The sequence below is a fragment of the Pollutimonas rozaliensis genome, assembly GCF_048751585.1.
Taxonomy (GTDB): domain Bacteria; phylum Pseudomonadota; class Gammaproteobacteria; order Burkholderiales; family Burkholderiaceae_B.
In genome coordinates, this window is sequence record NZ_JAZHOB010000002.1 from 254,941 (window position 1) to 280,768 (window position 25,828).

Genomic DNA, 25,828 nt, shown 5'->3' on the forward strand with positions numbered 1-25,828 from the left:
GAATGGCCTTATGCCAGGAAGCCGCACGCCGGCCAGAGGGCAATAGGAATAAAAAAACCGCCGTATCCGGAATGCGGATACGGCGGTCGCTACGGCGCGAGTGCGCTAAACGTGCGTTACAAACTTCGTGACCAGATAGCCGTCGAAGGTTTCCGTGCCGCCTTCGCTGCCTATGCCGCTGTCCTTCACCCCGCCGAAGGGGGTTTCGGGCAATGCGCTGCCGAAGTGGTTGATATTGACCATGCCGGCCTCGATGCCGTTGGATACCTTGGTTGCCGTCTGCAGCGAATTGGTGAAGACATAGGAGGACAGGCCGAAAGGCAGGGAGTTGGCGCGGCGGATGACATCATCGGTGTCCGAGAACCGGGCGATGGGGGCGATGGGTCCGAAGGGTTCCTCGGTCATCAGCATGGAGTGCTCGGGAAGGTCGGTGACCACGGTTGGAGCGAAGAAGTGGCCGGTGCGATCCAGGCGTTCGCCGCCCAGCACGACCTTGCCGCCCAGTTCCAGCGCATTCTCGACGAACTTGGTCATGGTGGGCACGCGGCGCGCATGGGCCAGCGGGCCCATCTGGGTGTCGGCCTCCAGGCCGTCGCCCACCTTGACGGTTTTAAGGGTGTTCACGAACACTTCCAGGAACTGGTCATAAGCCTTCTCGTGAACATAGAAGCGCGTGGGCGAGACGCAGACCTGGCCGGCGTTGCGGACCTTGAAGCGGGCCAGCTGCTTGGCGGCGCGGCCGATGTCGGCGTCATCGAACACCAGGACGGGAGAGTGGCCGCCCAGTTCCATGGTGACGCGCTTCATGTGTGCGCCGGCCAGCGAGGCCAGGTGCTTGCCCACCGGCACGGAACCGGTAAACGAAACCTTGCGCACGATGGGTGAACGGATCAGGTATTCAGAGACCTCGCTGGGCACGCCCCACACGATGTTGAGCACGCCGGGCGGCAAGCCCGCGTCATGGAACATGCGCGCGATGGCCATGACGGCGCTTGGGGAGTCTTCCGGGCCCTTCAGGATGATGGTGCAGCCGGCGCCGATGGCCGCGCAAACCTTGCGTATGGCCTGGTTGTAGGGGAAGTTCCAGGGCGTGAATGCGGCGCAAACGCCGATGGGCTCGCGCAGGACGATCTGGCGGACCTCGGGGCTGCGCGGAGGAATGACGCGGCCGTAGATGCGGCGGCATTCTTCGGCATGCCAGTCGGCGTGGTCGGCGCAAGCCATGACCTCGCCCACGGACTCGGCCAAGGGCTTGCCTTGATCCAGGGTCATGTTGCGGCCGATTTCCTGGGCGCGGTCGCGCGATAGCTGGCCCACCTTGCGAAGGATTTCCGAGCGCTGCATGGGTGAGCTATGGCGCCATGATTCAAATGCCCGCGCGGCGGCGGCCAGGGCACGGTCCAGATCGGCGGTGGAGGCATGGGGCAACTGGCCGAGCACGTCCAGGGTGGCCGGATTGCTGATCTCTTCGGTCTTGCGGCCTTCGCCGCTAAGGAACTCGCCATCTATATATAATGCCAACGTCTCGTACATGCTTATCGCTTCCTTGTTTCTTTACGGGTGGAAGGGGTGGGTCGGATAAACGCCGACCAGCGCAAAGCGCGGAGGCAGCGGCTTTCCTGAGGCCAAAACACGACAGCATCTGGTAATTCGCGCTGGCGTGCTTGCAAGACCGGAAAAAATAGAATACCATACTAGACTTGCTGGCAGAAACCCATATGTTTTAGCCGCAAGACTATAGCTGCATGGAAGCTTGCAAGGCCGGACAAACGGGCATTGCGGGGCTCCAAGGCAAAGTTTTTTAGCACGATTTCAACCCAGGATTCACGGGTGCCAAGCGTTAAGGCCTGATCAAACAGGTGGCGCGCTTTGCGTTTTTGAGTCTGACGGGACCAAAACTGGCTGTATGGCGCCGCTAACAAATAGCGGGGCAGTGCGGCTAAGTTGGAACAGGAAAAATCATGATCCAAATGCAGACCACGCTAGACGTGGCCGATAACACTGGCGCACGCTCCATCATGTGCATCAAGGTGTTAGGCGGCTCGAAGCGCCGCTATGCCGCAATCGGTGACATTATCAAAGTTAGTGTCAAAGATGCGGCCCCTCGCGGACGCGTCAAGAAAGGCGAAATATACAACGCAGTAGTGGTTCGCACCGCTAAGGGCGTTCGCCGTAAAGACGGCTCGCTGATCAAGTTCGGCGGCAATGCCGCTGTGTTGCTCAACGCCAAGCTGGAACCCATCGGTACCCGTATCTTCGGACCTGTCACGCGCGAATTGCGTACAGAGAAGTTCATGAAGATCGTGTCCCTGGCTCCAGAAGTGCTGTAAGGAGCCAAGACATGGAAAAAATCCGTAAAGGCGACGAGGTCATCGTGTTGACCGGTCGCGACAAAAAGCGCCGCGGCACCGTTCTGCAACGTGTCGACGCCGATCACGTTCTGGTCGAAGGCATCAACGTCGTCAAGAAGCACGTCAAGGCGAATCCCATGGCGGGAACCCAAGGCGGCATCATCGACAAGACCATGCCCATCCACATTTCCAATGTGGCCCTTTACAACCCCGAGTCCGGCAAGGCCGATCGCGTTGGGGTGAAAGTGGTTGATGGCAGCAAGGTCCGTGTATTCCGTTCCAGCGGCGCAGTCGTTGGCGCCAAGGCTTAAGGGGCGAAGAACATGGCTCGTTTACAAGAGTTTTACCGCAGCAAGGTCATGGCCGACCTGCAAAGCAAGTTTGAATACAAAAGCGTCATGGAAGTGCCGCGCATCACCAAGATCACCCTGAACATGGGTGTATCCGAGGCTGTTGCCGACAAGAAGGTCATCGAGCATGCTGTCTCGGACCTGACCAAGATCGCTGGCCAGAAGCCTGTCGTCACCAAGACGCGCAAGGCTATCGCGGGTTTCAAGATTCGCGAAGACTACCCCATCGGCTGCATGGTCACCTTGCGTGGCCGCCGCATGTACGAATTCCTGGACCGCCTGGTCGCCGTGGCATTGCCGCGCGTTCGCGACTTCCGTGGTATTTCGGGTCGTGCATTCGATGGACGTGGCAACTACAACATCGGGGTGAAAGAGCAAATCATTTTCCCTGAAATCGAATACGACAAAATCGACGCCGTACGTGGTATGAACATCAGCATCACCACTACTGCCAAGACCGACGACGAAGCCAAGGCGCTGCTTACCGCCTTCAGCTTCCCGTTTCGCAATTAAGGGGCGATGACGTGGCTAAACTTTCACTCATCAATCGCGATATCAAACGCGCCAAGCTGGCAGAAAAATTTGCGCCCAAGCGCGCTGCACTGAAGGCCATCATCGACGATCAGTCCAAGACTGACGAAGAGCGCTACCAGGCTCGCTTGCAACTGCAACAACTGCCGCGTAACGCCAGCCCGACCCGCCAACGCAATCGTTGCGTTGTCACCGGTCGTCCGCGCGGCGTTTTCAGCAAGTTCGGCTTAACTCGTCACAAACTGCGCGAAATGGCGCTGCGCGGCGAAGTGCCGGGCATGACCAAAGCCAGCTGGTAGGAGAAATACACATGAGCATGAGCGATCCCATCGCCGACATGTTGACCCGTGTGCGCAATGCGCAGCAAGTCAATAAAACGTCGGTCAGCATGCCCTCCTCTAAGCTTAAGGTAGCCATTGCTGCCGTGCTGAAAGACGAAGGCTATATCGACAACTTCCAAGTCGCCGGCGACAAGGCCAAGCCTGTCCTGGAGATCACCCTGAAATACTACGCTGGCCGTCCGGTCATCGAACGTATCGACCGCGTATCGCGTCCTGGGCTGCGCATCTACAAAGGCAGCAAGACCATTCCTCAAGTCATGAATGGTTTGGGCGTGGCTATCGTGTCGACGCCACGCGGCGTCATGACCGATCGCAAGGCTCGCGCTACCGGCGTGGGCGGCGAAGTGTTGTGCTACGTGGCATAAGGAGAATCACATGTCACGTATTGCTAAATACCCAGTCCCCGTGCCTCAGGGCGTGGAAGCCACGATCAGCGCAGGCCAGATCGTAGTCAAAGGCCCTCTGGGCACACTTACACAAGACTTGACCGGCGACGTCGTCGTTCGTCAAGAAGATGGTCAACTGACATTTGCTGTTGCCAACGAATCCCGCCAGGCCAAGGCCATGTCGGGCACAGTGCGCGCATTGGTTGCCAATATGGTAACGGGCGTCAGCAAAGGCTTCGAGCGTCGTCTTAATCTGGTCGGCGTGGGTTTCCGCGCCCAAGTCCAGGGCGACGCATTGAAGTTGCAGCTTGGTTTTTCTCACGACATCGTTCACAGCATGCCTGCCGGTATCAAGGTCGAGTGTCCCACTCAGACCGAGATCGTCGTCAAAGGCTCCAACAAGCAGGTTGTTGGCCAGGTGGCTGCTGAAATTCGTGCTTACCGCGAACCTGAACCCTACAAGGGCAAAGGCGTGCGTTATGCCGATGAACGCGTCATCATCAAAGAAACCAAGAAGAAATAAGCGCGCAGGCAAGGACGAATTATGGACAAGAAAATCTCCCGTTTGCGTCGTGCGGTTTCGACCCGTCGGAAAATCAGCGAGCTGCGAGTTCATCGCCTCTCTATTTACCGCTCGAACCTGCATATTTACGCGAACATCATTTCGCCGGAAGGCGATCGTGTGCTCGTCAGCGCTTCCACGCTCGAGCCCGAAGTGCGCAAGGATCTGGCCAGCCAAAAGGTCAACGGTGGCAATGTTGCCGCCGCCAGCCTGGTCGGCAAGCGCGTAGCCGAAAAAGCAAAAGCAGCCGGCATCGAGCTGGTTGCCTTTGATCGTTCGGGCTTCCGTTACCATGGCCGCGTGAAAGCGTTGGCCGACGCCGCGCGTGAAGCCGGCTTGAAATTCTAAGCAAGGAATTGTCAAATGGCTAAAGCACAAGGCAAGCATTCCGCCGAAAAAGAAAACGACGACGGCTTGCGTGAAAAAATGATCGCGGTCAATCGCGTCAGCAAAGTGGTCAAGGGTGGTCGCACCATGAGCTTCGCTGCGCTGACCGTGGTAGGTGATGGCGATGGCCGCATCGGCATGGGCAAAGGTAAAGCCCGTGAAGTGCCCGTCGCTGTACAAAAAGCAATGGAACAGGCACGCCGCGGTCTGCTCAAGGTCGCCCTGAAGAACGGCACCCTGCACCACACTGTGGTGGGCAAGCATGGCGCCTCGACGGTTCTCATTTCGCCGGCGGCGGAAGGCACCGGCGTTATCGCCGGCGGCCCGATGCGCGCTATCTTCGAAGTGATGGGCGTCCGTAACGTGGTTGCAAAGAGCCTGGGCTCCAGCAATCCTTACAACATGGTCCGCGCAACGCTCAACGGCTTGCGTGCCTGCTCGACTCCTGCCGAAGTGGCCGCCAAGCGTGGCAAGTCGGTAGAAGAGATTCTGGGGTAAGTCATGGCACAGAAGCAAATCAAAGTAACTCTCGTGCGCTCTGTTATCGGCACCAAAGCATCCCATCGCGCCACCGTGCGTGGTCTGGGTCTGGGCCGGATTAACAGCAGCCGTGTGTTGATCGATACGCCCGAGGTGCGTGGGATGATCCGCAAGGTGGATTACCTCGTTACCGTCTCGGAAGCCTGAAAGGAATCGGGATGTCAGAAACTCAACTTAATACGCTAAAGCCAGCCGAAGGCGCCAAGCACGCCAGGCGCCGCGTCGGTCGCGGCATTGGTTCGGGCCTGGGTAAAACCGCCGGCCGTGGCCACAAGGGTCAGAAATCGCGTACCGGCGGCTTCCACAAGGTCGGCTTCGAAGGCGGTCAGATGCCTTTGCAACGCCGCTTGCCCAAGCGCGGCTTCACGCCCCTGGGCCAGCATCTGTCGGCTGAAGTCCGCCTGTCCGACCTCCAGCGCCTGCCTGTCGACGAAATCGACGTGCAAGTCCTGAAGCAAGCGGGCATCGTGGGCCAGGCCGTACGCTACGCCAAAGTCATCAAGTCCGGCGAATTGTCTCGCAAGGTCGTCCTGAAAGGGATCGCCGCAACGGCTGGTGCACGCGCTGCAATCGAAGCTGCCGGCGGCTCGCTGGCTTAAGGGGTAACGGTGGCTAAAGCTCAGGCACAGAGTAAATCAGGCTCCCGGTACGGCGATCTCAAGCGCCGTATCGTGTTCCTGGTGCTCGCCCTGGTGGTCTATCGATTGGGAACGCATATACCCGTGCCGGGAATCAACCCCGATGCGCTGGCCGAGATGTTCCAGCAAAACCAGGGCGGTATCCTGGGCTTGTTCAACATGTTCTCCGGCGGCGCGCTGGAGCGGTTCTCCGTCTTCGCGCTGGGTATCATGCCGTATATCTCCGCGTCCATCATCATGCAATTGATGGCGGTCGTGGTTCCCACCCTGGAAGCGATCAAGAAGGAAGGCGAATCGGGCCGACGCAAGATCACCCAGTACACGCGCTACGGCACTGTGTTTCTGGCGCTGATACAGGCGGTCGGCATTTCGGTTGCCCTTGAATCGCAGCCGGGCCTGGTCATCGACGCGGGCATGATGTTCCGCTTTACCACGGTGGTCACGCTGGTTACCGGCACCATGTTCATCATGTGGCTGGGAGAGCAGATTACCGAACGCGGCATGGGCAACGGTATTTCCATACTGATTTTCGCCGGTATTGTGGCGGGCCTGCCCAGTGCCCTGGCCGGCTTGCTCGACTTGGTCCGCACCGATTCGATGTCCGTGCTGTCTGCGCTGTTTATTTTTGTGCTGGTGGTGGCCGTTACTTACTTCGTCGTATTCGTCGAACGCGGCCAGCGCCGTATCACGGTCAACTACGCCAAGCGTCAAGTGGGCAACAAGATTTACGGCGGACAAAGCTCGCATTTGCCGCTGAAGCTGAATATGTCGGGTGTCATTCCCCCCATCTTCGCTTCGTCGATCATCTTGCTGCCCGCGACGGTGACCAGCTGGTTCTCCAGCAATCCCAATATGCGTTGGCTGGGAGACCTGGCCGCCGTTCTGTCGCCGGGCCAACCGCTGTACATTACGTTGTATTCCGCTGCAATTATCTTCTTTTGCTTTTTCTACACGGCTCTGGTGTTCAATAGCCGCGAAACCGCAGACAACCTGAAGAAAAGCGGCGCATTTGTTCCAGGTATCCGTCCTGGCGAGCAAACCTCTCGCTATATCGACAAGATACTCATGCGTTTGACGCTGGCGGGAGCCATCTACATAACCTTGGTGTGCTTGTTGCCCGAGCTTATGCAGGCGCGCTGGAATGTACCGTTTTACTTCGGCGGAACCTCTCTGTTAATTATCGTGGTGGTGACCATGGATTTCATGGCTCAGGCTCAGGCCTACATGATGTCTCACCAATACGACTCGCTGCTCAAGAAGGCCAACTTCAAGGGTGCGGGACTGCCAATGCGGTAAAAAGAGAATGGCAAAAGACGACGTCATACAAATGCAAGGAGAGGTTCTCGAGAACCTTCCCAACGCAACTTTTCGCGTCAAGCTGGAAAATGGCCACGTAGTTCTGGGCCACATCTCGGGCAAGATGCGTATGCATTACATCCGGATTCTGCCGGGTGACAAGGTCACAGTGGAGCTCACGCCCTATGACCTGTCTCGCGCCAGAATTGTCTTCCGCTCTAAATAAGCGGCCGGTTAAAGGAAACTAGGAGTCAACCCATGAAGGTAATGGCATCGGTAAAGCGGATCTGCCGCAACTGCAAGATCATTAAACGTCACGGCGTGGTGCGCGTCATCTGCACCGACCCACGTCATAAGCAGCGTCAAGGCTAATCGCCGAAACGCAACGGATTTAACAAGGAACAGTCATGGCCCGTATTGCTGGCATCAACATTCCGCCGCATCAACACGCCGAAATCGGACTTACCGCTATTTTTGGTATTGGTCGTACCCGCGCCCGCAAAATTTGCGAAGCTTCGGGCATCGAACTTTCCAAGAAAGTGAAAGATCTGACTGACGCCGAACTCGAGCGTATCCGCGAACACGTCGGCGTGTTCACGGTAGAAGGTGATTTGCGTCGCGAAGTACAACTGTCGATCAAACGCTTGATCGATCTGGGAACATACCGGGGCATGCGCCACAAGCGTGGCCTGCCTGTACGTGGTCAACGCACCCGTACCAACGCCCGCACCCGTAAAGGGCCGCGTCGCGCTGCTGCTTCCCTGAAGAAATAATCGAGGAATAGAAGATGGCGAAAGCTTCCAACAGCGGCGCATCGCGCGTACGCAAGAAAATCAAGAAGAGCGTATCGGACGGCATCGCGCACGTTCATGCGTCCTTCAACAACACGATCATCACCATTACCGATCGCCAGGGCAACGCCTTGTCCTGGGCGACGTCTGGCGGTGCAGGTTTCAAGGGCTCGCGCAAGTCCACTCCGTTTGCGGCTCAGGTTGCAGCCGAATCGGCCGGACGCGTGGCGTTGGAATACGGTATCAAAACACTCGAAGTCCGCATCAAGGGCCCCGGTCCTGGCCGTGAGTCGTCCGTGCGTGCGCTGAATGCGCTGGGTATCAAGATTTCCAGCATTTCAGACATCACGCCGGTGCCGCATAACGGCTGCCGTCCGCCCAAGCGCCGTCGCATCTAAGGGGAAGCATCTTGGCACGTTATATTGGACCTAAATGCAAGCTCTCGCGTCGCGAGGGTACAGATTTGTTCTTGAAGAGCGCCCGCCGCTCGCTCGACTCGAAGTGCAAACTCGAGTCCAAGCCTGGTCAGCACGGCCGCACCTCCGGTGCCCGTACATCCGACTTCGGCCTGCAGCTGCGCGAAAAGCAAAAGCTCAAGCGCATGTACGGCGTTCTGGAAAAGCAATTCCGCAAATACTTCGTTGAAGCTGAGCGTCGCCGTGGCAACACTGGCGAGACCCTGATTCAATTGCTGGAATCGCGTCTGGACAACGTCGTGTATCGCATGGGCTTCGGCTCCACGCGCGCTGAAGCACGCCAGTTGGTGAATCACCGCGCCATCGAGCTGAACGGCCACACCGCCGACATCGCTTCCATGCTGGTCAAGGCAGGCGATACCATCTCGATCCGCGAAAAGGCGAAAGCGCAATCGCGTATCCGCGAATCGCTTGACCTGGCCACCGGCCAAGGCTTGCCTCAGTGGGTTGAAGTCGATGCCAGCAAGCTGTCCGGCGTCTTCAAGCAAGCCCCCGACCGTGCCGATGTCGCCCGCGACGTCAACGAGTCGATGGTCGTCGAATTGTATTCGCGCTAATTGTTGTCAGCGTTATTGCCATAACGTCGTATTGGCCCACTTCTTCGGCATTTGCCGGAAGTGGGCTTTGCGATGCAAGCGCCGGTTCGCCGGCTTGTCCGTCAGCCTTATCGGTGTAACGAGCCGAGGGTATTGAAAAGGAACACTCATGTCGTCACAAGGTTTTCTTAAACCCCGTTCTATCGAAGTCGAGCCCGTAGGCAAGAATCACGCCAAGGTCGTGATGGAACCGTTCGAACGCGGCTATGGCCATACACTGGGCAATGCCCTGCGTCGCATCCTGCTGTCGTCCATGACGGGCTATGCGCCCACCGAAGTCCAGATGACCGGTGTGGTTCACGAATACTCCACCATCGCCGGCGTGCGCGAGGACGTCGTCGACATCCTTCTGAACCTGAAGGGCGTTGTGTTCAAGCTGCATAACCGCGAAGAAGTCACGCTGGTGCTGCGCAAGCAAGGCGCCGGCATCGTCCTGGCCAGCGATATCGAATTGCCCCACGACGTCGAAATCATCAATCCCGATCACGTCATCGCCACCTTGACCGAAGCCGGCAAGCTGGAAATGCAGATCAAGGTTGAGCAGGGTCGAGGCTATGTGCCCGGCAACGTGCGCGCCCTGTCGGATGACCGCACGCACACCATCGGCCGTATCGTGTTGGACGCGTCATACAGCCCCGTGCGCCGTGTCAGCTACTCGGTTGAAAGCGCTCGTGTGGAACAGCGCACCGACCTGGACAAGCTGGTGCTGGACATCCAGACCAACGGCGTCATCTCGCCCGAAGAAGCGGTGCGCCAATCGGCCCGCATCCTCATGGACCAGATTTCGGTCTTTGCCGCCCTGGAAGGCGCTGGCGATGCATACGACACCACGCCGTCGCGCGGCGCGCCGCAGATCGATCCGGTCCTGCTGCGTCCTGTCGACGATCTGGAACTGACCGTTCGCTCGGCCAACTGCCTGAAAGCCGAAAATATCTATTACATCGGCGATCTGATCCAGCGCACCGAAAACGAATTGCTCAAGACGCCTAACCTGGGTCGCAAATCGCTTAATGAAATCAAGGAAGTGCTGGCTGCACGCGGCCTGACCCTGGGCATGAAGCTGGAAAACTGGCCTCCCCTGGGCCTTGAGCGTCCTTAAAGAAGTAAGCCGGCTTGCCCAGGCAAGCCGGTGGCGGTAAACGGGACTTTCCATATGTGGTAAAGTCTCGCCCTTTCCCGGCCCGCAGCCCAGCTGATAGAAGAGCCGGATAGCCATCGGAATGTTCCGCTGGCCAACCTAGATTCAAAGGAAATCATCATGCGTCACCGTAGTGGTTTGCGTAAACTCAATCGCACCAGCAGTCACCGTCTTGCCATGTTCCGCAACATGGCCGTTTCGCTGCTTACCCACGAAGCCATCAAGACCACCTTGCCCAAGGCCAAGGAACTTCGCCGCGTGGTCGAGCCCCTCATCACCCTGGGCAAAGAGCCTACCCTGGCCAACAAGCGCCTGGCATTCGCCCGCTTGCGCGATCGCGATGCGGTCATCAAGCTGTTTGCCGAAATCGGCCCTCGCTACAAAGAGCGCAACGGCGGCTACACGCGCGTCCTGAAAATGGGCTTCCGCCAAGGCGACAATGCACCCATGGCGTTCATGGAGCTGGTCGATCGCCCTGAAGTCGAAGAGGTCGAAGCCGAATAAAGGCTGGAGCAGCACACAAGAACGGGCCGTTGGCCCGTTTTTTTTGTCCACGGTAAAATCGTTGATCTGCAATGACTTATCAGGATGATATCCGTGAGTTCCCTTTTGCCGCCGGGCCGCCAGGCTGATGAACGCATTCCGGCGCTGTCGTCTTTTGCGGCCCACGATATTGTCGTGATCCTGAGCAATGCGCCCGACATGCTGCTGGCCAAACGCATTGCGCATGTGCTGGTCGAGGAACATCTGGCCGCCTGCGTGAACCTTGGCGCGTCCGGCTTGTCTATGTACATGTGGCAAGGTGAGCTGGAAGGTACGGAAGAAATACCTATAACCATCAAGACAACCGGATTGCGGGCGCAGGCCCTTATGGAACGCTTGATGACGCTACACCCTTACGAGGTCCCGGAAATGCTGGTGTTGCCGGTTCTGGGCGGTTCTGCGAGCTATCTGGAATGGGTACGGGCGCAAGTGCAGGTTTAAAGGAAATTTTATGCGGTACGTGCCCTTGGCCGAAAACATAATGCGAGCACACACCGGCGACTTGCCGAAGTACTCGGGCAAGACTGCCCACAATCTATTTGCGCTGATGGCGCTTGTGTTCGCCGTGCTGTTGCTGGCCGCGTTGTCGCTGGGCGCCGGGCCGGCTCAGGCGGAAGAGGATTTCCTGGATCCAGATGCGGCCTTTGTGCTGTCGGTCGCCACGCAGTCGCCGGACACGCTTGATGTCCATTTCAAGATCGCGCCCAAATACTACATGTACCGCGAGCGTTTCGAGTTCGCCGTTACGCCCGGCACCGCCTCGTCCGTTCTGGGCCAGCCCGTCTATCCCGCCGGCATCGTCAAGTACGATCCCACCTTCGAGAAGGACCTGGAGGTCTATTACCGCCAGGTCACCGTGCGCCTGCCGCTCAAGCCTGGGCAGCAACAGCCCTTTACCCTGTCGGTCACCAGCCAGGGCTGCGCCGACGCGGGGCTGTGCTATCCGCCCATGACCAAGGAAATCCAGCTGGCGCCCGTGGCGGACGGCTATCAGGCGCAAGGGCAGCATGTGGTGGCCAGCGTGCCGGAACCCCGCTCGCAGGCCCAGCTCGCCGGGGAAGCGGGGACTGCAAGCCGCGCGGGCATGGGCAGCGCCCTGCAATTGGGGGATACCGGATTTGCCGAGTACCTGGCCGATGCGGGCTGGTTTGAAATCATCTTGCTTTCCTTGTTGCTGGGCCTGTTATTGTCCTTTACGCCTTGTGTCCTGCCCATGGTGCCTATACTGCTGGCAATACTGGCCGGCGACGCGGGCGAGCAGAAGAAAATATCGCGCTGGCGCGGCCTGTCGCTGGCGGCGGTGTTTGTGTTGGGAATGTCCATCGTCTACACGGTGTTGGGCGTGGCGGCGGGCTTGATTGGCGCAAGCCTGGCAAACTGGCTGCAGACACCATGGGTGCTGGGCCTGTTTGCCATACTGCTGGCTGTCTTGGCGCTGGCGATGTTCGATGTGTTTACCTTGCAGGCACCCACCGCCATGCAATCGGCGCTCAATCAACGGCTGGCCCGCTTGCCCGGAGGCCGCTACGGCGGTGTTTTCCTGATGGGCATGGTTTCGGCGCTGATTGTCGGGCCGTGTGTTGCGGCGCCGTTGGCCGGTGTACTGCTCTTCATTTCCCAAACCGGCGACCTGGTGCTGGGGGGGACGGCCTTGTTCGCGATGGCATGGGGTGAAGGCCTGCTGCTGCTTGCCGTTGGGGCGACATCAGGCTTGCTGTTGCCGAAGGCGGGAGCCTGGATGAACGGCGTCAAGCGCCTATTCGGCATCTTGCTGCTGGCGACGGCCTGGTGGATGGTCATTTCCATATTGCCGAGCTGGTTGAATATCCTGGGCTGGGCTTTACTGGCATTGTGGGGTGGCGTCATGCTGGGCGCCTTCGAGGCCATGCCGGCGGGCGCCAGTGCGGGCCGCCTTCTCAACAAGGCCTTGGGTCTGCTGCTGGCCTTGTGGGCGGCGGTGTTGATCGTGGGCATGGCGGCGGGCGGACGCGAACTGTTGCGGCCGCTGGCGCCTTTTGCCGGGATGGGGCAGCCGGCAGGGGTTGCGGTCGCCGGTTTGGATCTGGATGCGGTCAAGAAGCAATTTACTCAGGTGCGTTCGGTGCAGGAGCTGGACAATCTGCTGGCCAATACGAATCGCCCGGTGATGCTGGATTTTTATGCGGACTGGTGCGTGTCCTGCATAGAGATGGAAAAATTCACGTTCAGCGATCCGGGTGTCGCTGCGCAGATGTCGCGGTTGTTGCTGGTGCAGGCGGATGTCACCAAGAATACGGATGATGACCGGGCCATGCTGAAGCGCTTCAATCTGTTCGGGCCGCCGGGGATTATTTTCTTCGATGCGAACGGTCGGCAGATGGAAAACCAGCGCGTTGTGGGGTTCAAGAATGCGGACGATTTTGGAGCCGTGTTGGATCGGGTTCTGGCGGGCGGTTGAGGTAGCCGTTGTTTCTGTTCTATCGAAGTGTGCCCGGGTATTTGCCTGGGCGTTTTTTTTGGGTTTTTTCCGTGGTCTGGCCGCAGTGTCTCAGTGTCTATTTCTAGTGACGCCTGCGGAGTGGTGGGGGCCGGGCTTTGCTCCTCGTGACCGGTTCGGCGCCTGCGCGCCGAACACCGCATCGCCTAGCTCGTCCGCCCATTCGGGCTCCCTTCGCGAGCGACTCGCTCGGCCCCGAAAGTCGCCGCAGCCCGGCCCCCGCCACTCCACAGGCTGCATTAAGTAGATGTGCGGCTGGCGGGCCGGGACCGGACGACCTTTGAGCAAGCCGCAGCGATGGGAGTACGGCCTTGGCCTGCCAGCTGCGCCGTTCAAGAAACCGGGCAAGCTGGGCGAGAAAATCTTGCCGCTTAAGAAATCAAAGGAGGCACAACCTCGCCAGTCGTTCCGTGCAAGAAGCGGCGCAGTAGTTCGCCGCCGGGCAAAGCAGCGCCTAACCGCGTTCCTTCAGCAGCTTGGCCGCCGCAATCGCGAAATAAGTAAGAATCCCGTCGCCGCCCGCCCGCTTGAAGGCCAGCAGCGATTCCATCATCACCTTGTCGTGGTCCAGCCAGCCATTGGCCGCCGCCGCCTTGATCATCGCGTACTCGCCGCTGACCTGGTAAGCGTACGTGGGCATGCCGAATGCGTTCTTGACGTCGCGCAGGATATCCAGATAGGGCAAACCTGGCTTCACCATCACCATGTCGGCGCCTTCGCGGATATCGGCGGCCACTTCGCGCAGTGCTTCATTGCGGTTGGCCGGGTCCATCTGGTAGGTGAACTTGTTGGACTTGCCCAGATTGGCGGCCGAGCCGACCGCGTCGCGGAAAGGGCCGTAGAAGGCGCTGGCGTACTTGGCTGAATAGGCCATGATGCGGGTATAGATGTGCTTTTCGGCCTCAAGAGCCTGGCGTATCGTGCCGATGCGGCCGTCCATCATGTCGCTGGGCGCTACGATGTCCACGCCGGCCTGGGCCTGCACCAGGGCCTGCCGCGTCAGGATCTGTACGGTGGGCTCGTTCAGCACGTAGCCGTCCTCGTCGATGACGCCGTCCTGGCCGTGGCTGGTGTAGGGATCCAGCGCCACGTCGGTCAGTACGCCAAGTTCTGGAAAGCGCTGCTTCAGCGAGGCCACCACGCGAGGCACCAGGCCTTGCGGATTGGCGGCTTCGCTGCCGTCCGGCGTCTTCAGGCCGGGATCGATGACCGGGAACAGCGCAATGACGGGGATGTTCAGCGCCACGCATTCTTCGGCCGCCTTGAGCAGCGTGTCGGGCGAATAGCGGACCACGCCGGGCATGGAGGGAACGGGTTCTTGTATGCCCTGGCCTTCCATGACGAAAACCGGGTAAATCAGGTCGTGCGCCGTCAATGCATTTTCGCGCACCAGGCGGCGGGAAAATTCATCACGGCGGTTGCGGCGCGGGCGCGCCGCGGGAAAGTCGGCGGAAAGAATGAAAGAAGTCATGGTACGACCTTAGGAGAAATCCAGTTTTCGATTTGCGCGGTGGCGGTATCCAGGCCAAGGCGGTGTGTGGCGGAAAACGGCATGGCATTAAGGGCGCCGATATCGGCCAGTTCCTTTCTTACCGCGGCCACCGCCTTGATGCGCTGGCCGTAGGGGAACTTGTCGGCCTTGGTCAGCAGGGCTAGCACGGGCGTGCCGGAGGGGGCGATCCAGTCGGCCAGGCGCCGGTCCAGCTCGGTCACGCCGCGCCGGATGTCGATAAGCAGGACGATTCCGGCCAGCGAGGGACGATTGCGCAAGTAGCCGCCCAGGACGTCGGCCCATTCCTCGCGGGCCTCGCGCGCCACGGAGGCATAGCCATAGCCCGGAAGGTCCACCAGGAAGCCCAGAAAGGCCCCGGGCTCGACCGGATCGGGGATGCCGAAGAGGTTGATCAGGCGCGTGCGCCCCGGCGTTTTACTGGAAAAGGCCAAGCGGCGCTGATTGGTCAGCACATTGATGGCGGACGACTTGCCCGAATTGGATCGGCCAACAAAACAGACTTCGGCCGTCGTGGGCGCCGGCAGTTGGTCAAGGCGGGCCGCGGAAACGGTGAATGAAGCGCGATGCAAAATGGACACAGGGTTACCTAGATCGGTTTAATTTAAACGCTATTGTATAATCGCAGGTTTGAAACAGTTGCGTCATTTTCCTTGAAGCCTGCTTTGGGTGGAAGTGATATTGTCATCGTGGTGTCTACGGCACCCGGATCGAATAGCGATCGTCGAGGTCTTCATGAAGCGTATGCTTTCCAGAATCGTAGTTGCCAGCGGCTTGCTGCTGGGGTCTTCCGTAGTTTCACTTGCCTATGCCGCCGACGTGGCCGTGGCCAAGCCCGATGCCGCCAAGGGCGAGCAACTGTACGCCAACGGCGACCCCGCGCGAGGCATCCTGGCCTGTGCCAGCTGCCATGGCGCGGCCGGCAACAGCACGATCCCCGCTAATCCGAATCTGGCCAGCCAACCGCATGAATACCTGGTGAAGCAACTGGTTGATTTCGCTCCCAAAGACGACAAGACACCGCCGGCGCGCCGTGGCCCGGGCGGGGCCAATTCGGTCATGACCGCCTTCGCGGCCGCACTGACGGCCGAAGACAGGCAGAACATCGCCTATTACCTGACGCTGCAGCCACTGGATCCCAAGACGGCCGCCAATGCCAGCAACGAGGCTACCATGGAACGCGGCCAGCATATCTGGCGCGGGGGCCTGCCAGACCGCAAGGTTCCCGCCTGTGCCGGCTGCCACTCGCCCAACGGCGCTGGCGTTCCTGGCGCCTTCCCCCGCCTGTCCGGCCAGCATCCGGCCTATATTGCCGAGCAGCTCAAGTTGTTCCGTAGCGGCGACCGTGCCAACAACACCATCATGCATGAAATCGCCGACCGCATGTCGGACGCCGACATCGCCGCCGTGGCCGATTACGCCGCCGGCTTGCGTTGATGGCCGGAATAGCCGCGGAATACTTTCCGTGGCGACAAGTCTAAAATACAGGGGACGCTATTGGTGGCATCCCCTTTTTTATGAAGCCTGCTTCAGTGAATCATCCTTCTTCCACGCGCCGCCTTGGCGCAGACGTCATTGAACTGCTGGGCTCCATGCGCTTTGCGGTCAGCTTGCTGATGTTCATCTGCGTCGCCAGCCTGATCGGTACAGTCCTGCAACAGAACCAGGCCGCCAGCAACTACATCGATCAGTTCGGACCGTTCTGGTTTGCCTTGTTCGACAAGTTCTCGATCTGGCACATCTATAACAGTTGGTGGTTCCTGCTTATCATGGCCTTTTTGGTCGTTTCGACCACCATCTGCCTGGTACGCAATGCGCCGAAAATGGTCCGCGACGCCCAGTCATTCCGGGAATACGTCCGCGCCAGCAGCCTGCGTTCATTCCATCACCGGATCGAGGCCACATCGCCGGCGGCGCCCGCGCAAAACCTGGAGCGCATGCAGCAATGGCTGACGTCCCAGGGATACAAGTTCAAGGTCAGGCAGGAAGGCGACGGAGCGATGCTGGCCGCCAAGAAAGGCAGCGCCAATCGGCTGGGCTATATCTTTGCCCATGCCGCGATAGTGGTGATCTGCATAGGCGGCTTGCTGGATAGCGAGCTGCCCGTGCGCATGCAGGTCTGGCTGGGCGGCAAGCAACCCATCACGCAGAACATGCTGATTTCCGAGGTGCCCGAGTCCGGCTTGCTGTCGGCGCGCAATCCCAGTTTCAGGGCCAATATGCTGGTGCCCGAAGGGGCGCAAAGCAGCAGCGGCATCGTCAGTGTGGATGATGGGGTGCTGGTGCAGCCGCTGCCGTTCACCCTGAAGCTGAACAAGTTCTTGGTCGACTACTATTCCACCGGCATGCCCAGCAGCTTCAAGAGCGAAGTGGAAGTGACCGACCCTGATACCGGAAAGTCGTTCAGCCAAACCATCGAGGTCAACGAACCCTTGCGCTACAAAGGCGTGACGGTTTACCAGTCCAGTTTCGACGATGGCGGCAGCACGCTGCAATTGGTCGGCTATCCCCTGGAGGGCGCGGCCAGCCGGCCTTTCGCCATTGACGGCACGGTTGGGAAAAGCATCGATATAACGGTCGGCGGCGATAATAGCCAAGCACCCTTGCAGGTCGAATTTTCGGGCCTCAGGGTAATCAATGTCGAGAATATGAGCGGCGATGCCGAGCCGCAGCCCAAGGCCGTCATCGATCATGTCGCCGCGGTCACGGGCAGCGCGGCGGGTGCAAAGAACGAACATCTGCAAAACGTGGGCCCCAGCGTCCAATACCGGATTATCGGCCGGGACGGCCAGGCTCACGAATTCACGAATTACATGCTGCCCATCATGCTCGATGGCAGCCAAGTGTTCCTGGCCGGAGTGCGGGAAACAGCCGCACAACCCTATCGCTACATCAGGATTCCGGCTGATGCGGACCATTCGGTAGTAGAGTTCATGAATCTGCGGGCCGCTTTGGCCGATCCCGCGCTGGTGCGGCAGGCTGCTGCCCGGTTTGCCGCCAAGAACGCCAACGGCGATCTGCAGGGTCCATTGCTTGAGAAGGCCGCCCAGGGTGCCCTGGAAACGTTTTATAAAGCCGGATTTAACGGTATTATCGAAAGGGTTCCCGAGCAGGATCGCGAAAAGGTGCTTGGTTTTGCCGTGCCCATGATTCAGCTGTCCTTGCTTGAATTGCGCGACATCGTGCGCGAACGCGCTGGCCAGCCGCCTGTGCCGCGCCAGGGCCCCGAGGGCGAGGCCGCCGACCGCTGGATACAGATGTCCCTGCTGGCGTTGGCCAACCTGCCCGATTATCCCGCGCCGGTTTTCATGACGCTCAAGGGGTTTGAACAGATCGAGGCCAGTGTGTTCCAGGTGGCGCGCAGTCCTGGCAAGAATACGGTTTACCTGGGCTGCCTGTTCCTGGTCATAGGCGTTTTCTCCATGTTCTACATCCGGGACCGCCGCGTCTGGATATGGATCAAGCCCAGCGCCCAGGGCAGCGAATTGATGGCGGCCATGACATCGCAACGACGGACTCTGGATTTCAATCACGAGTTCGATCGCTTCAAAGAGGCGTTCAAGCGCCTCTCCACGTAACGAGGTTTTCTATGTCCGAGTCCACTATTTCGTCGAGCGCCCCGATGTGGCAAGAGTCCATGACGGCCAGCGGCGACTCGCGCGGCCATCGGGGCAAGCCCGACTGGACCGATATCTTGTTCTTTCTGGCGCTGGCCGTGGGCGCGGCGTATGTCCTGGTGCACTACCAGCAAAGCATGGACTACTACGAGAAGATCATCCTTTGCGGCGCCGTGGCCGGCTTCAGCTGGATGGCATGGCTGTGGCGGCCGCTGCGCACGCTGATGGTTGCCGCCGGGGCCAGCGCGCTTTTCGCCATCTGGCTTTACAGCGGCGGGGGCGGACTTGAGCAAGGCGACATTACGCGCGCCGAGAGCGTGTTTTTCCTGAAATACCTGTTTTCTTCGCAATCCGCCATCTTGTGGATGTGTTCGCTTTTCGTGCTGGCAATGATCTGTTATTGGGTCGGGATCTTCAGCAAGACGGCCGCCTGGCTGGGCACGGTGCTGACCTGGGGCGCCGTGTATGCCGGGGTCACCGGTCTGTTGGTGCGGTGGCGTGAAGGCCATCTGCTAGGTCCGGACATCGGCCATATCCCCGTCAGCAACCTGTACGAAGTATTCGTGCTGTTTGCCTTGATCACCGCGCTGTTCTACCTTTATTACGAACGCCGCTATGCGACCCGGGCGCTGGGCGGTTTCGTCCTGCTGGTCATCAGCTCCGCCGTGGTCTTCCTGCTGTGGTATTCGTTCACGCGTGATGCCTTCCAGATACAACCCTTGGTGCCCGCACTCAAAAGCTGGTGGATGAAGCTGCACGTGCCGGCCAACTTCATCGGCTATGGCACCTTCTCGCTGGCCGCCATGGTGGGTTTCGCCTATCTGGTCAAAGAGAACGGGCAGACCCGCTCCTGGGGCAAGTTGGCCCCGCTGTTCGTGCTGGGCGCGGTGCTGTGCGCCGAACCCATGGTGTTCGGTTCCCGCGAGCTTTCCGCCACCTGGATGCTTTATTTCGGGATAGGGGCGATTATCGTCGGCTCCATCCTGGCCTTGCGCGGCCCCATCGCCAGCAAGCTGCCATCGCTGGAAATCCTTGACGACATCATGTATCGCGCGATTGCGGTCGGTTTTGCCTTCTTCACGGTCGCCACCATTCTGGGTGCGCTGTGGGCCGCCGATGCCTGGGGCACATACTGGCAGTGGGATCCCAAGGAGACATGGGCGCTCATCGTATGGCTGAACTATGCCGCCTGGCTGCATATGCGGCTAATGAAAGGGCTGCGCGGAACGATGGCCGCTTATTGGGCCCTGGGCGGCTTGCTGGTTACCAGTTTTGCCTTCCTTGGCGTCAATATGTTCCTGTCCGGCCTGCATTCCTACGGAGAGCTGTAAGCCGCAGCGCTCTACAGGCCCTACCGACAGAATTCCAACCACGCCGCGCCCCGGGCCCATTCAGGATCCGGGGCGCGGCGTTTTGTATCTGATCATTGCGCCGCCTTACATGTTAGCGGCGAATGCGAGCGTGATCGTAAATAATGCTGGCATATATATGTGAATATTGTAAAATTTAATGTCGAGACATTCAGGCCGTTGTGCGACCACTTCGTGCATTTGCACGCTCATGGCCAACTTCTTTCGCTGTAAAAAATAATTATGTCGGTAGTCAAAGAAGGCCCTGGCATCAAGGCTCGGGCAAATATTCTGGCCAGCGAAGCACTCGAAGCCCAACTTGGCATACTGCAGATTTTTTTGCCCATCGCCGGCTGGCTTGTTGGAAGACAAGACGGCGATGCATGCGCCATATTGGCCGCAAGGGGGGCATTGACCGCTTTTCCATCCGAAGCCCTGGGCGTGCTTCTGGAAAGCAACTGGCACGATTGCGCATGTGTCGGCGGCTTCCAGTACAGGACGACCACCGATACGGAGCACCTCCATCTGCCCAAGCGCGTTCCCGCCGATCCGCGCAAGGGGTATCTGATCATGGCCCGCCTTCAAGAATCCAGCGGCAACAGCATGGGCTGCGTGGTGGGCCTTGCCTACGAGCCCATGGTGGCCCAACTGGCTTTATGCGCGCAAAACCTGAGCCTGTGCGTGGCGGCGATGGCGCTGGTGGTGAACCTGCATGCCGAACTGGATGTGGCCGAGCAGATGGTCATTGAAATGCAGCGCGATGCGTTCATTGATCCGCTGACCGGCGTATTCAACCGCGCGGGCTGGATAAACCGCCTGGCGCATATCGATGCGCTGGCTTCCAGCACGGACGATGATGCCGCCATTGTCATGCTGGATCTGGATTTCCTGAAGGTCGTGAACGACACGCGGGGCCATGCGGCGGGTGACGATCTTTTGCGTCTTACCGCCCAGACCATTTCGTCGGTGCTGCGCAGTACCGATTCCGTCGGACGGCTTGGCGGCGACGAGTTCGGTGTGGTGGTGCAACATGCCACGCCGGCGGTCGCCGAATCGCTCATGGGCAGGCTAAGCCAGGCCCTTGCGCAAAAGGATATCAAGATATCCATAGGCATGGCGCTTAAATCGGAAGCCGGTACGCTGAAGAAAACCATGCACCTGGCCGATGAGCGCATGTATGCCGAAAAACGGAAAAAGCCGATACCGGCAAGGAATCGGCCCGGCCGAAGCCCCTACACCGCATAAGGCGGGCTCTATCAGCGGGCTTGCGCCGCGGTCTTGCGAATGAATGCCAGCGTTTCGGGGGACGACACCAAATCGGTAATCGTCAGGGCATTCAAAATGTCTATGGGTGGCCGCGATTTCGACACGATATACCCTTGCACATAGTCGACGCCCATATCCTGCAACGCTTCCAGGGTGGCGCTGTCTTCCACCCATTCCGCAATGCTCTTCATGCCCAGGTTGCGCGCAAGCTCCACGATGGTGCGCACGATGGCGATATTGGTATCGTTCGCCAGCATATCCTTTATCAGCGCGCCGTCTATCTTGATGGCGTCGGCGCGCAGCTCCTTCAAGTAAGAAAAAGAGGTATAGCCGGCGCCGAAATCGTCCAGTGCTATGCGCACGCCCATGCGTTGCAGGCGCTTCATGAACTGCCGCGTGCGGTCCAGGTCTTGCAGCGCGACGCCTTCGGTGATCTCGACGCAAAGCCGTTTGGTGAGATGGCTGTGGTGCGCAAGATTCGCGAAGAATGCATCGATGAATTTATCGTCGTTGAGCGACACGCCGCTAAGATTTATGCTGATGAACTGCGTTTTGCTCAGCCGCTTTTCGTGTTTCGCCAGCCATTCAAGCGTTGCCGAGAACACCCATTTATCGATGATGGTGATGGTGCCGCTTTCTTCGGCCGACGACACGATCTTGCCGGAAGGAATCAATGCGCCGGTGGAGTCCCGCACCCGCAGCAGCACTTCGAAATTCAAGGACTGCAAAGGATCTTTCAGCGACATGATGGGCTGCAGTTCCAGATAAAGGCCGCGCGGCGAATCGCCCCCCTCCAACTGATCGAACAGGCGCAGCTCTTCGGTGTGATCCAGCAATTCCTGCGAATCCTGTTCGTAGACGACCACGCTTTGATGCTGTTTGCGCGCCTCGCGGCAAGCATGGTTGGCGGCCGAAATGGCGTCCTTGGCGCTCATGCTCTGGTTGACTTCCACGACCCCGATCGCGCTTTTGATCTGAAACGCGCGCGTGCCGATGTGAAAGGCGGTCATGCTGAGCTCTTCTATGATTCGCTTGGCGGTCTCGCGCGCTTCGCCAACCTTGGTGTTGGGAAACAGAATGATGAACTCGTCTCCGCCTATCCGGCCGACCTGCTGCGAATCGGACAGGGTCGACTTGATGCGCTGGCACACTTGCTTCAGGACTTCGTCGCCCGCGGTATGGCCGAATAGCCCATTGATGCGCTTGAAGTGGTCAAGATCCAGATAGGCCAGGGCGCAGGGTTCGCCCTCTTTAAGGCTGTTCAGCGATTTATCCAGCGCTTTTTCTATGCCGCGCCGATTCAGTACATCGGTAAGCGGATCATTGTCCGCCAGCAAGCGCAGTTGATTTATGGTTTTGGTGCGGGCGGTAATGTCTTGCAGCGAGCCTTCTATACGGCCATCGGCAATGGCCGCCCGCACAACGAAGTGCTGCGGCTGGTCGGGGTCATTGGACGGATCCAGCCTTTTGATCTCGACTTCCTGTCCGGCCTGCGTCTGTTCCGACAGCTTGTGCCAGTCCTGTTCCTCGAAGTAGTCGGTCCAATGGATGACGGTGTCGCTGTTCAGGGAAAAGCCCAGCATCTGCTCCAGCACGGGATTGGCGCGCTGGAAAATGTTATCGGATCCCAGCGTAAACATGCCTATGGGTGTAACGGCATAGTTGCTGACCAGTTCGGTCTGGGCTCGTATGCGTTCCCTGCGGTCCTCGCGCATCCGTTCGGCGACGGCTAGCGCGATCATCACGTTGGAAAGCAGCAGGGCGATGACGCTGTTGAATATATCGACGAACGGGGTGCGGCCGAAAACCACCAGCAGAATGCCCGACAGCATGACGCATAGCGCCATGCTGAGGGAAACGATATGCCACATCCATACCCGCGAACGCGTCTTGTAGACGGTGCGCGCCAGCAGGAATGCCATCACCAGTATGCCAAAGCCGCAAACCAGCCACATCAGCGGCCTGAACTGGTCATAGGGCAGCAGGAATGCCGCAGCCAGCTGTACCAGTCCGGCCCATTGAGCGGCCCGCAGCAGGGCGGGATAGCTGGCGCCGCGGCTGCCGCGGAAAAGCTGGGTAAACAATGTATAGGTCAGCAGATAGTAAGAGGCGACGGTCACCTGCCGGATGAACGGCATCCAATCCAGCGGGATGCTTCTTCCCAGCCATTGGGTATCCCAGCCCATGGCCAAGGCGCCCAGGCGCAGGTTGCCGACCAGCCAGGCGGCCAGCAAAAGGTAAATCCATTCGCGGTTGGTGATGGCGATAACCAGGATGAACAGCGCGATGGTCAGCAGGCCGCCTTCCAGCAGGCTTACGCCGCGATCGAAGCGGCTGGTGGATTTGCGCAGGTCGGTTATGGACCAGAGATCCACGGTCAGAGTGGCTTTGTCGACAAACGTCGCAAAGCACATGAGGCTTGCCGGCAGCGCCGAGCGGCCGAGCATGACGGAATACCCTTGCTTCGAGGCGCGCAGGGATCCGGTTGCAAGATCCTGGTCGGCGCTGCCGAACGAGCGCATGGTGGAGGCGCTCCAACAGCTAATGTGCTGCGTCAGCCGCGATGGGATGTCGATGGCGGTTTCGCCCAGCTCCGGCTCGGACGGAACGTCGACCAGGAACCACGTGGGGCCGTTGACTCTGGCGGACGAAACGGGATCGCGCCTTTTCAGGGCGGTCAATGCGGTGTCGGGCGTATGTGCGGAACCCGGATCGGGGAACACTTGAAACTGAAGCGGGGTGCCGGTGGTGGGCGGATAGCGATTATTCAGTACAAGCAGGGCCGCCACCGAGAAAAACACGATTCCGGCGGGCACGGCATATAAGGAAAAATAATAGACCAGCCGGCCGCAGGCGCTAGCGAGCTTCTTGGGAAAAGCATGGCAAAACGTGTTTAAAAACGTCATGATCTACGATGGCCGACCTTTTTTGCCCGCAAACTACCCGTCCAGGTTGCCGCTGAAGCATAAAACTTAACTTTATTGCTGCCGCCTGGTTCGCGACGACATGGGCGGTATTCGCCTATGTCGAATCTGCCCAGGTGTATGACGCGAGGCATAAGTCGTTCGGCTTACAGCATATTAACGGTTGCTTCGCTTGTTTCTTTATACAGGCGGCAAGCGCCAGGGCTAACGTGAGTCAAGGCAGCGTGATCTCGGCGGAAAACAGGCTCGCCAGGGTCTCGCGCGGGCGGACCACATATGTCTGATCGCCATCGACCATGACTTCGGCGGCGCGCGGGCGCGTGTTGTACTGGCTGGCCATGGTAAAGGCATAGGCGCCGGCTGACATGATGGCCAGCAGATCGCCTTGCCGTAGGGCAAGGCGGCGGTCGCGCGCCAGCCAGTCGCCGCTTTCGCAGATGGGTCCCACGATGTCGTAAGCGGGCGTGTCGGCATCGGATTCGCGCGGATTGACCGATTCGACGCTATGCCAGGCGTCGTAAAGCGTAGGGCGTATCAGATCGTTCATGGCGGCATCGACGATGGCGAAATTCTTCGCTTCGCTGTGCTTCAGGTACTCCACCGTGGTCAGCAGGACGCCGGCATTGCCCACCAGCGAGCGGCCCGGCTCCAGGACGATCTGAAGATGGCCCAGGCCGTGCCGGTCCAGTTCATGGAAGACCTTGTCCAGCAGGGTTGTGGGTGAAAGCAGGGTTTCGTCGGTATAGCGTATGCCTATGCCACCGCCCAGGTCCAGGTGCTTCAGGTGAATGCCTATGCCGGCAAGCGATTCGATCAGGGCGATGAGCTTGCCCAAGGCGTCGATGTAGGGACTGACTTCGGTGATCTGCGATCCGATATGGCAGTCCACTCCCACGATCTCAAGGCCGGGCAGGGCCGCGGCGCGCTGGTAGACGGCCAGGGCGGTGTCGATATCGATGCCGAACTTGTTTTCTTTCAAGCCGGTTGAAATATAAGGATGAGTCTGCGCATCGACGTCGGGATTGACGCGCAACGATACCGGCGCCACTTTGCCCATGTCGTTGGCCACCTGCGACAAGCGCAGCAGTTCGGCTTCCGATTCGACATTGAAGCATTTGACGCCGGCGTCCAGCGCGGCTTTCATTTCCCATACCTGTTTCCCGACGCCCGAGAAGACAATGCGGGCGGGATCGCCGCCCACGGCCAACACCCGCGCCAGCTCGCCTCCGGAAACGATATCGAAGCCGGAGCCGAGCTTTTTGAACTCATTGAGCACGGCAAGGTTGGAATTTGCCTTCATGCCGTAGCACACCAGCACATCGCGGTCTCTGGCCGCTGTCCGATAGGCATCCCAGGCATCGTGCAAGGCTTGGCGCGAATAAACGTACAAGGGGGTGCCGTGTTCGCGGGCGAGGTCGGCCAGGGGGACGCGTTCCGCGTGCAGGGAACCGTTCAGGAATTGGAAATGAGGAGCTACAGTCATCGTTGTGAGTATTGGTATGGGTTCGTCAGGCTGTGCTGGGGCGGCCGAAGCCTATTTCGCTTGTATCGGGGCGGGCGTGGCGGCCTCGGCCGCGGGAATCGGCGCAGGCGCGGGCGGAGCGGCAAGCGTTTCGTCGGTTGGCGGAGGCGGCATGTACAGCGGCCCCTTGTAGCCGCAGGCGGCAAGCATGGAAAGCAAAGCCAGACAGGCTGCTAGTCGGCGTGCCGCGTGGGCGGATGTCGGGGTGCGGGGCGCTTGCATGATAAAACTCCATTTT

Annotated in this window: 30 protein-coding genes; 24 read left to right on the forward strand and 6 right to left on the reverse strand. The window is 59.4% G+C overall.

Features of this window, described 5'->3' with window-relative positions; all coding sequences use genetic code 11:
• Positions 1–105: 105 nt before the first annotated feature.
• Complete coding sequence (locus tag V0R37_RS04425) at positions 106–1,533, reverse strand: NAD-dependent succinate-semialdehyde dehydrogenase (protein ID WP_420373346.1); 1,428 nt, start codon at positions 1,531–1,533, stop codon at positions 106–108.
• Positions 1,534–1,961: 428 nt separating this feature from the next.
• Here V0R37_RS04425 and rplN point away from each other — a divergent pair, with 428 nt between their 5' ends.
• The 20 genes from rplN to dsbD all read left to right on the forward strand — a co-directional run bounded on the left by rplN (position 1,962) and on the right by dsbD (position 13,363).
• Positions 1,962–2,330, forward strand: coding sequence for a 50S ribosomal protein L14 (gene rplN / locus V0R37_RS04430; RefSeq protein WP_013743946.1), 369 nt, complete (start codon positions 1,962–1,964; stop codon positions 2,328–2,330).
• Positions 2,331–2,341: 11 nt separating this feature from the next.
• Positions 2,342–2,662 carry a 50S ribosomal protein L24 gene (gene rplX / locus V0R37_RS04435; protein WP_264130583.1) on the forward strand — a complete coding sequence of 107 codons (321 nt, stop codon included), beginning with the start codon at positions 2,342–2,344 and terminating at the stop codon, positions 2,660–2,662.
• 12 nt (positions 2,663–2,674) lie between these two features.
• Complete coding sequence (rplE, locus tag V0R37_RS04440) at positions 2,675–3,214, forward strand: 50S ribosomal protein L5 (protein ID WP_420373347.1); 540 nt, start codon at positions 2,675–2,677, stop codon at positions 3,212–3,214.
• An 11-nt stretch (positions 3,215–3,225) separates the two neighbouring features.
• Complete coding sequence (gene rpsN / locus V0R37_RS04445; RefSeq protein ID WP_420373348.1) at positions 3,226–3,531, forward strand: 30S ribosomal protein S14; 306 nt, start codon at positions 3,226–3,228, stop codon at positions 3,529–3,531.
• A gap of 11 nt (positions 3,532–3,542) precedes the next feature.
• Positions 3,543–3,938, forward strand: coding sequence for a 30S ribosomal protein S8 (gene rpsH, locus V0R37_RS04450; RefSeq protein WP_420373349.1), 396 nt, complete (start codon positions 3,543–3,545; stop codon positions 3,936–3,938).
• A 10-nt stretch (positions 3,939–3,948) separates the two neighbouring features.
• Entirely contained in the window at positions 3,949–4,482 is a 534-nt protein-coding gene (gene rplF, locus V0R37_RS04455) for a 50S ribosomal protein L6 (protein WP_420373350.1), read from the forward strand.
• Between the two features lie 21 nt (positions 4,483–4,503).
• Entirely contained in the window at positions 4,504–4,869 is a 366-nt protein-coding gene (rplR, locus tag V0R37_RS04460) for a 50S ribosomal protein L18 (protein WP_264130578.1), read from the forward strand.
• Between the two features lie 15 nt (positions 4,870–4,884).
• A complete protein-coding gene (gene rpsE / locus V0R37_RS04465) occupies positions 4,885–5,406 on the forward strand; it encodes a 30S ribosomal protein S5 (protein WP_420373351.1) in 522 nt (173 codons plus the stop codon).
• A 3-nt stretch (positions 5,407–5,409) separates the two neighbouring features.
• Positions 5,410–5,595 carry a 50S ribosomal protein L30 gene (gene rpmD, locus V0R37_RS04470; protein WP_264130576.1) on the forward strand — a complete coding sequence of 62 codons (186 nt, stop codon included), beginning with the start codon at positions 5,410–5,412 and terminating at the stop codon, positions 5,593–5,595.
• A gap of 11 nt (positions 5,596–5,606) precedes the next feature.
• Positions 5,607–6,047, forward strand: coding sequence for a 50S ribosomal protein L15 (gene rplO, locus V0R37_RS04475; protein ID WP_420373352.1), 441 nt, complete (start codon positions 5,607–5,609; stop codon positions 6,045–6,047).
• Positions 6,048–6,056: 9 nt separating this feature from the next.
• Positions 6,057–7,382 carry a preprotein translocase subunit SecY gene (secY, locus tag V0R37_RS04480; protein ID WP_420373353.1) on the forward strand — a complete coding sequence of 442 codons (1,326 nt, stop codon included), beginning with the start codon at positions 6,057–6,059 and terminating at the stop codon, positions 7,380–7,382.
• A 7-nt stretch (positions 7,383–7,389) separates the two neighbouring features.
• Positions 7,390–7,608, forward strand: coding sequence for a translation initiation factor IF-1 (gene infA / locus V0R37_RS04485; RefSeq protein WP_009523889.1), 219 nt, complete (start codon positions 7,390–7,392; stop codon positions 7,606–7,608).
• 32 nt (positions 7,609–7,640) lie between these two features.
• Positions 7,641–7,754, forward strand: a complete 114-nt coding sequence (gene rpmJ, locus V0R37_RS04490) for a 50S ribosomal protein L36 (RefSeq protein ID WP_003805360.1) — start codon at positions 7,641–7,643, stop codon at positions 7,752–7,754.
• 35 nt (positions 7,755–7,789) lie between these two features.
• Entirely contained in the window at positions 7,790–8,155 is a 366-nt protein-coding gene (rpsM, locus tag V0R37_RS04495; RefSeq protein WP_073104496.1) for a 30S ribosomal protein S13, read from the forward strand.
• 14 nt (positions 8,156–8,169) lie between these two features.
• Entirely contained in the window at positions 8,170–8,571 is a 402-nt protein-coding gene (gene rpsK / locus V0R37_RS04500; protein WP_013743934.1) for a 30S ribosomal protein S11, read from the forward strand.
• 11 nt (positions 8,572–8,582) lie between these two features.
• Entirely contained in the window at positions 8,583–9,206 is a 624-nt protein-coding gene (gene rpsD, locus V0R37_RS04505) for a 30S ribosomal protein S4 (RefSeq protein ID WP_420373354.1), read from the forward strand.
• 148 nt (positions 9,207–9,354) lie between these two features.
• The gene (locus tag V0R37_RS04510; RefSeq protein ID WP_420373355.1) at positions 9,355–10,344 is read left to right on the forward strand and encodes a DNA-directed RNA polymerase subunit alpha; all 990 of its coding nucleotides are present in this window, start codon (positions 9,355–9,357) and stop codon (positions 10,342–10,344) included.
• A 159-nt stretch (positions 10,345–10,503) separates the two neighbouring features.
• Entirely contained in the window at positions 10,504–10,887 is a 384-nt protein-coding gene (gene rplQ / locus V0R37_RS04515) for a 50S ribosomal protein L17 (RefSeq protein ID WP_130038177.1), read from the forward strand.
• 144 nt (positions 10,888–11,031) lie between these two features.
• Positions 11,032–11,367: a divalent-cation tolerance protein CutA gene (gene cutA, locus V0R37_RS04520; protein ID WP_420373635.1), complete on the forward strand. Its 336-nt coding sequence runs from the start codon at positions 11,032–11,034 to the stop codon at positions 11,365–11,367.
• A gap of 40 nt (positions 11,368–11,407) precedes the next feature.
• Complete coding sequence (dsbD, locus tag V0R37_RS04525) at positions 11,408–13,363, forward strand: protein-disulfide reductase DsbD (protein WP_420373356.1); 1,956 nt, start codon at positions 11,408–11,410, stop codon at positions 13,361–13,363.
• A 493-nt stretch (positions 13,364–13,856) separates the two neighbouring features.
• Here the strand turns inward: dsbD and hemB are convergent, their stop codons facing one another.
• Together hemB and yihA are read right to left on the reverse strand one after the other, a co-directional pair.
• Positions 13,857–14,873 (reverse strand): porphobilinogen synthase, encoded by a 1,017-nt coding sequence (gene hemB / locus V0R37_RS04530; RefSeq protein ID WP_420373357.1) that lies wholly within the window; start codon positions 14,871–14,873, stop codon positions 13,857–13,859.
• Entirely contained in the window at positions 14,870–15,493 is a 624-nt protein-coding gene (yihA, locus tag V0R37_RS04535; protein WP_420373358.1) for a ribosome biogenesis GTP-binding protein YihA/YsxC, read from the reverse strand. Before yihA ends, hemB begins: the two co-directional genes overlap by 4 nt.
• Positions 15,494–15,647: 154 nt before the next feature.
• Between yihA and V0R37_RS04540 the strand changes: the two genes are divergently transcribed.
• The 4 genes from V0R37_RS04540 (at position 15,648) to V0R37_RS04555 (ending at position 21,123) form a co-directional block, all read left to right on the forward strand.
• The gene (locus V0R37_RS04540; protein ID WP_420373359.1) at positions 15,648–16,349 is read left to right on the forward strand and encodes a c-type cytochrome; all 702 of its coding nucleotides are present in this window, start codon (positions 15,648–15,650) and stop codon (positions 16,347–16,349) included.
• 80 nt (positions 16,350–16,429) lie between these two features.
• Entirely contained in the window at positions 16,430–18,490 is a 2,061-nt protein-coding gene (locus V0R37_RS04545; RefSeq protein ID WP_420373360.1) for a cytochrome c biogenesis protein ResB, read from the forward strand.
• 11 nt (positions 18,491–18,501) lie between these two features.
• On the forward strand, positions 18,502–19,860 hold the full coding sequence (ccsB, locus tag V0R37_RS04550) for a c-type cytochrome biogenesis protein CcsB (RefSeq protein WP_420373361.1): 1,359 nt from the start codon (positions 18,502–18,504) through the stop codon (positions 19,858–19,860).
• A 261-nt stretch (positions 19,861–20,121) separates the two neighbouring features.
• Positions 20,122–21,123 carry a GGDEF domain-containing protein gene (locus V0R37_RS04555; RefSeq protein ID WP_420373362.1) on the forward strand — a complete coding sequence of 334 codons (1,002 nt, stop codon included), beginning with the start codon at positions 20,122–20,124 and terminating at the stop codon, positions 21,121–21,123.
• Positions 21,124–21,134: 11 nt separating this feature from the next.
• Here the strand turns inward: V0R37_RS04555 and V0R37_RS04560 are convergent, their stop codons facing one another.
• From V0R37_RS04560 to lptM, 3 genes are all read right to left on the reverse strand, one after another.
• Entirely contained in the window at positions 21,135–24,050 is a 2,916-nt protein-coding gene (locus tag V0R37_RS04560; protein ID WP_420373363.1) for a putative bifunctional diguanylate cyclase/phosphodiesterase, read from the reverse strand.
• Between the two features lie 232 nt (positions 24,051–24,282).
• Positions 24,283–25,551 carry a diaminopimelate decarboxylase gene (gene lysA, locus V0R37_RS04565; RefSeq protein WP_420373364.1) on the reverse strand — a complete coding sequence of 423 codons (1,269 nt, stop codon included), beginning with the start codon at positions 25,549–25,551 and terminating at the stop codon, positions 24,283–24,285.
• Positions 25,552–25,602: 51 nt separating this feature from the next.
• Entirely contained in the window at positions 25,603–25,812 is a 210-nt protein-coding gene (gene lptM / locus V0R37_RS04570) for an LPS translocon maturation chaperone LptM (protein ID WP_420373365.1), read from the reverse strand.
• Between the last annotated feature and the right edge of the window lie 16 nt (positions 25,813–25,828).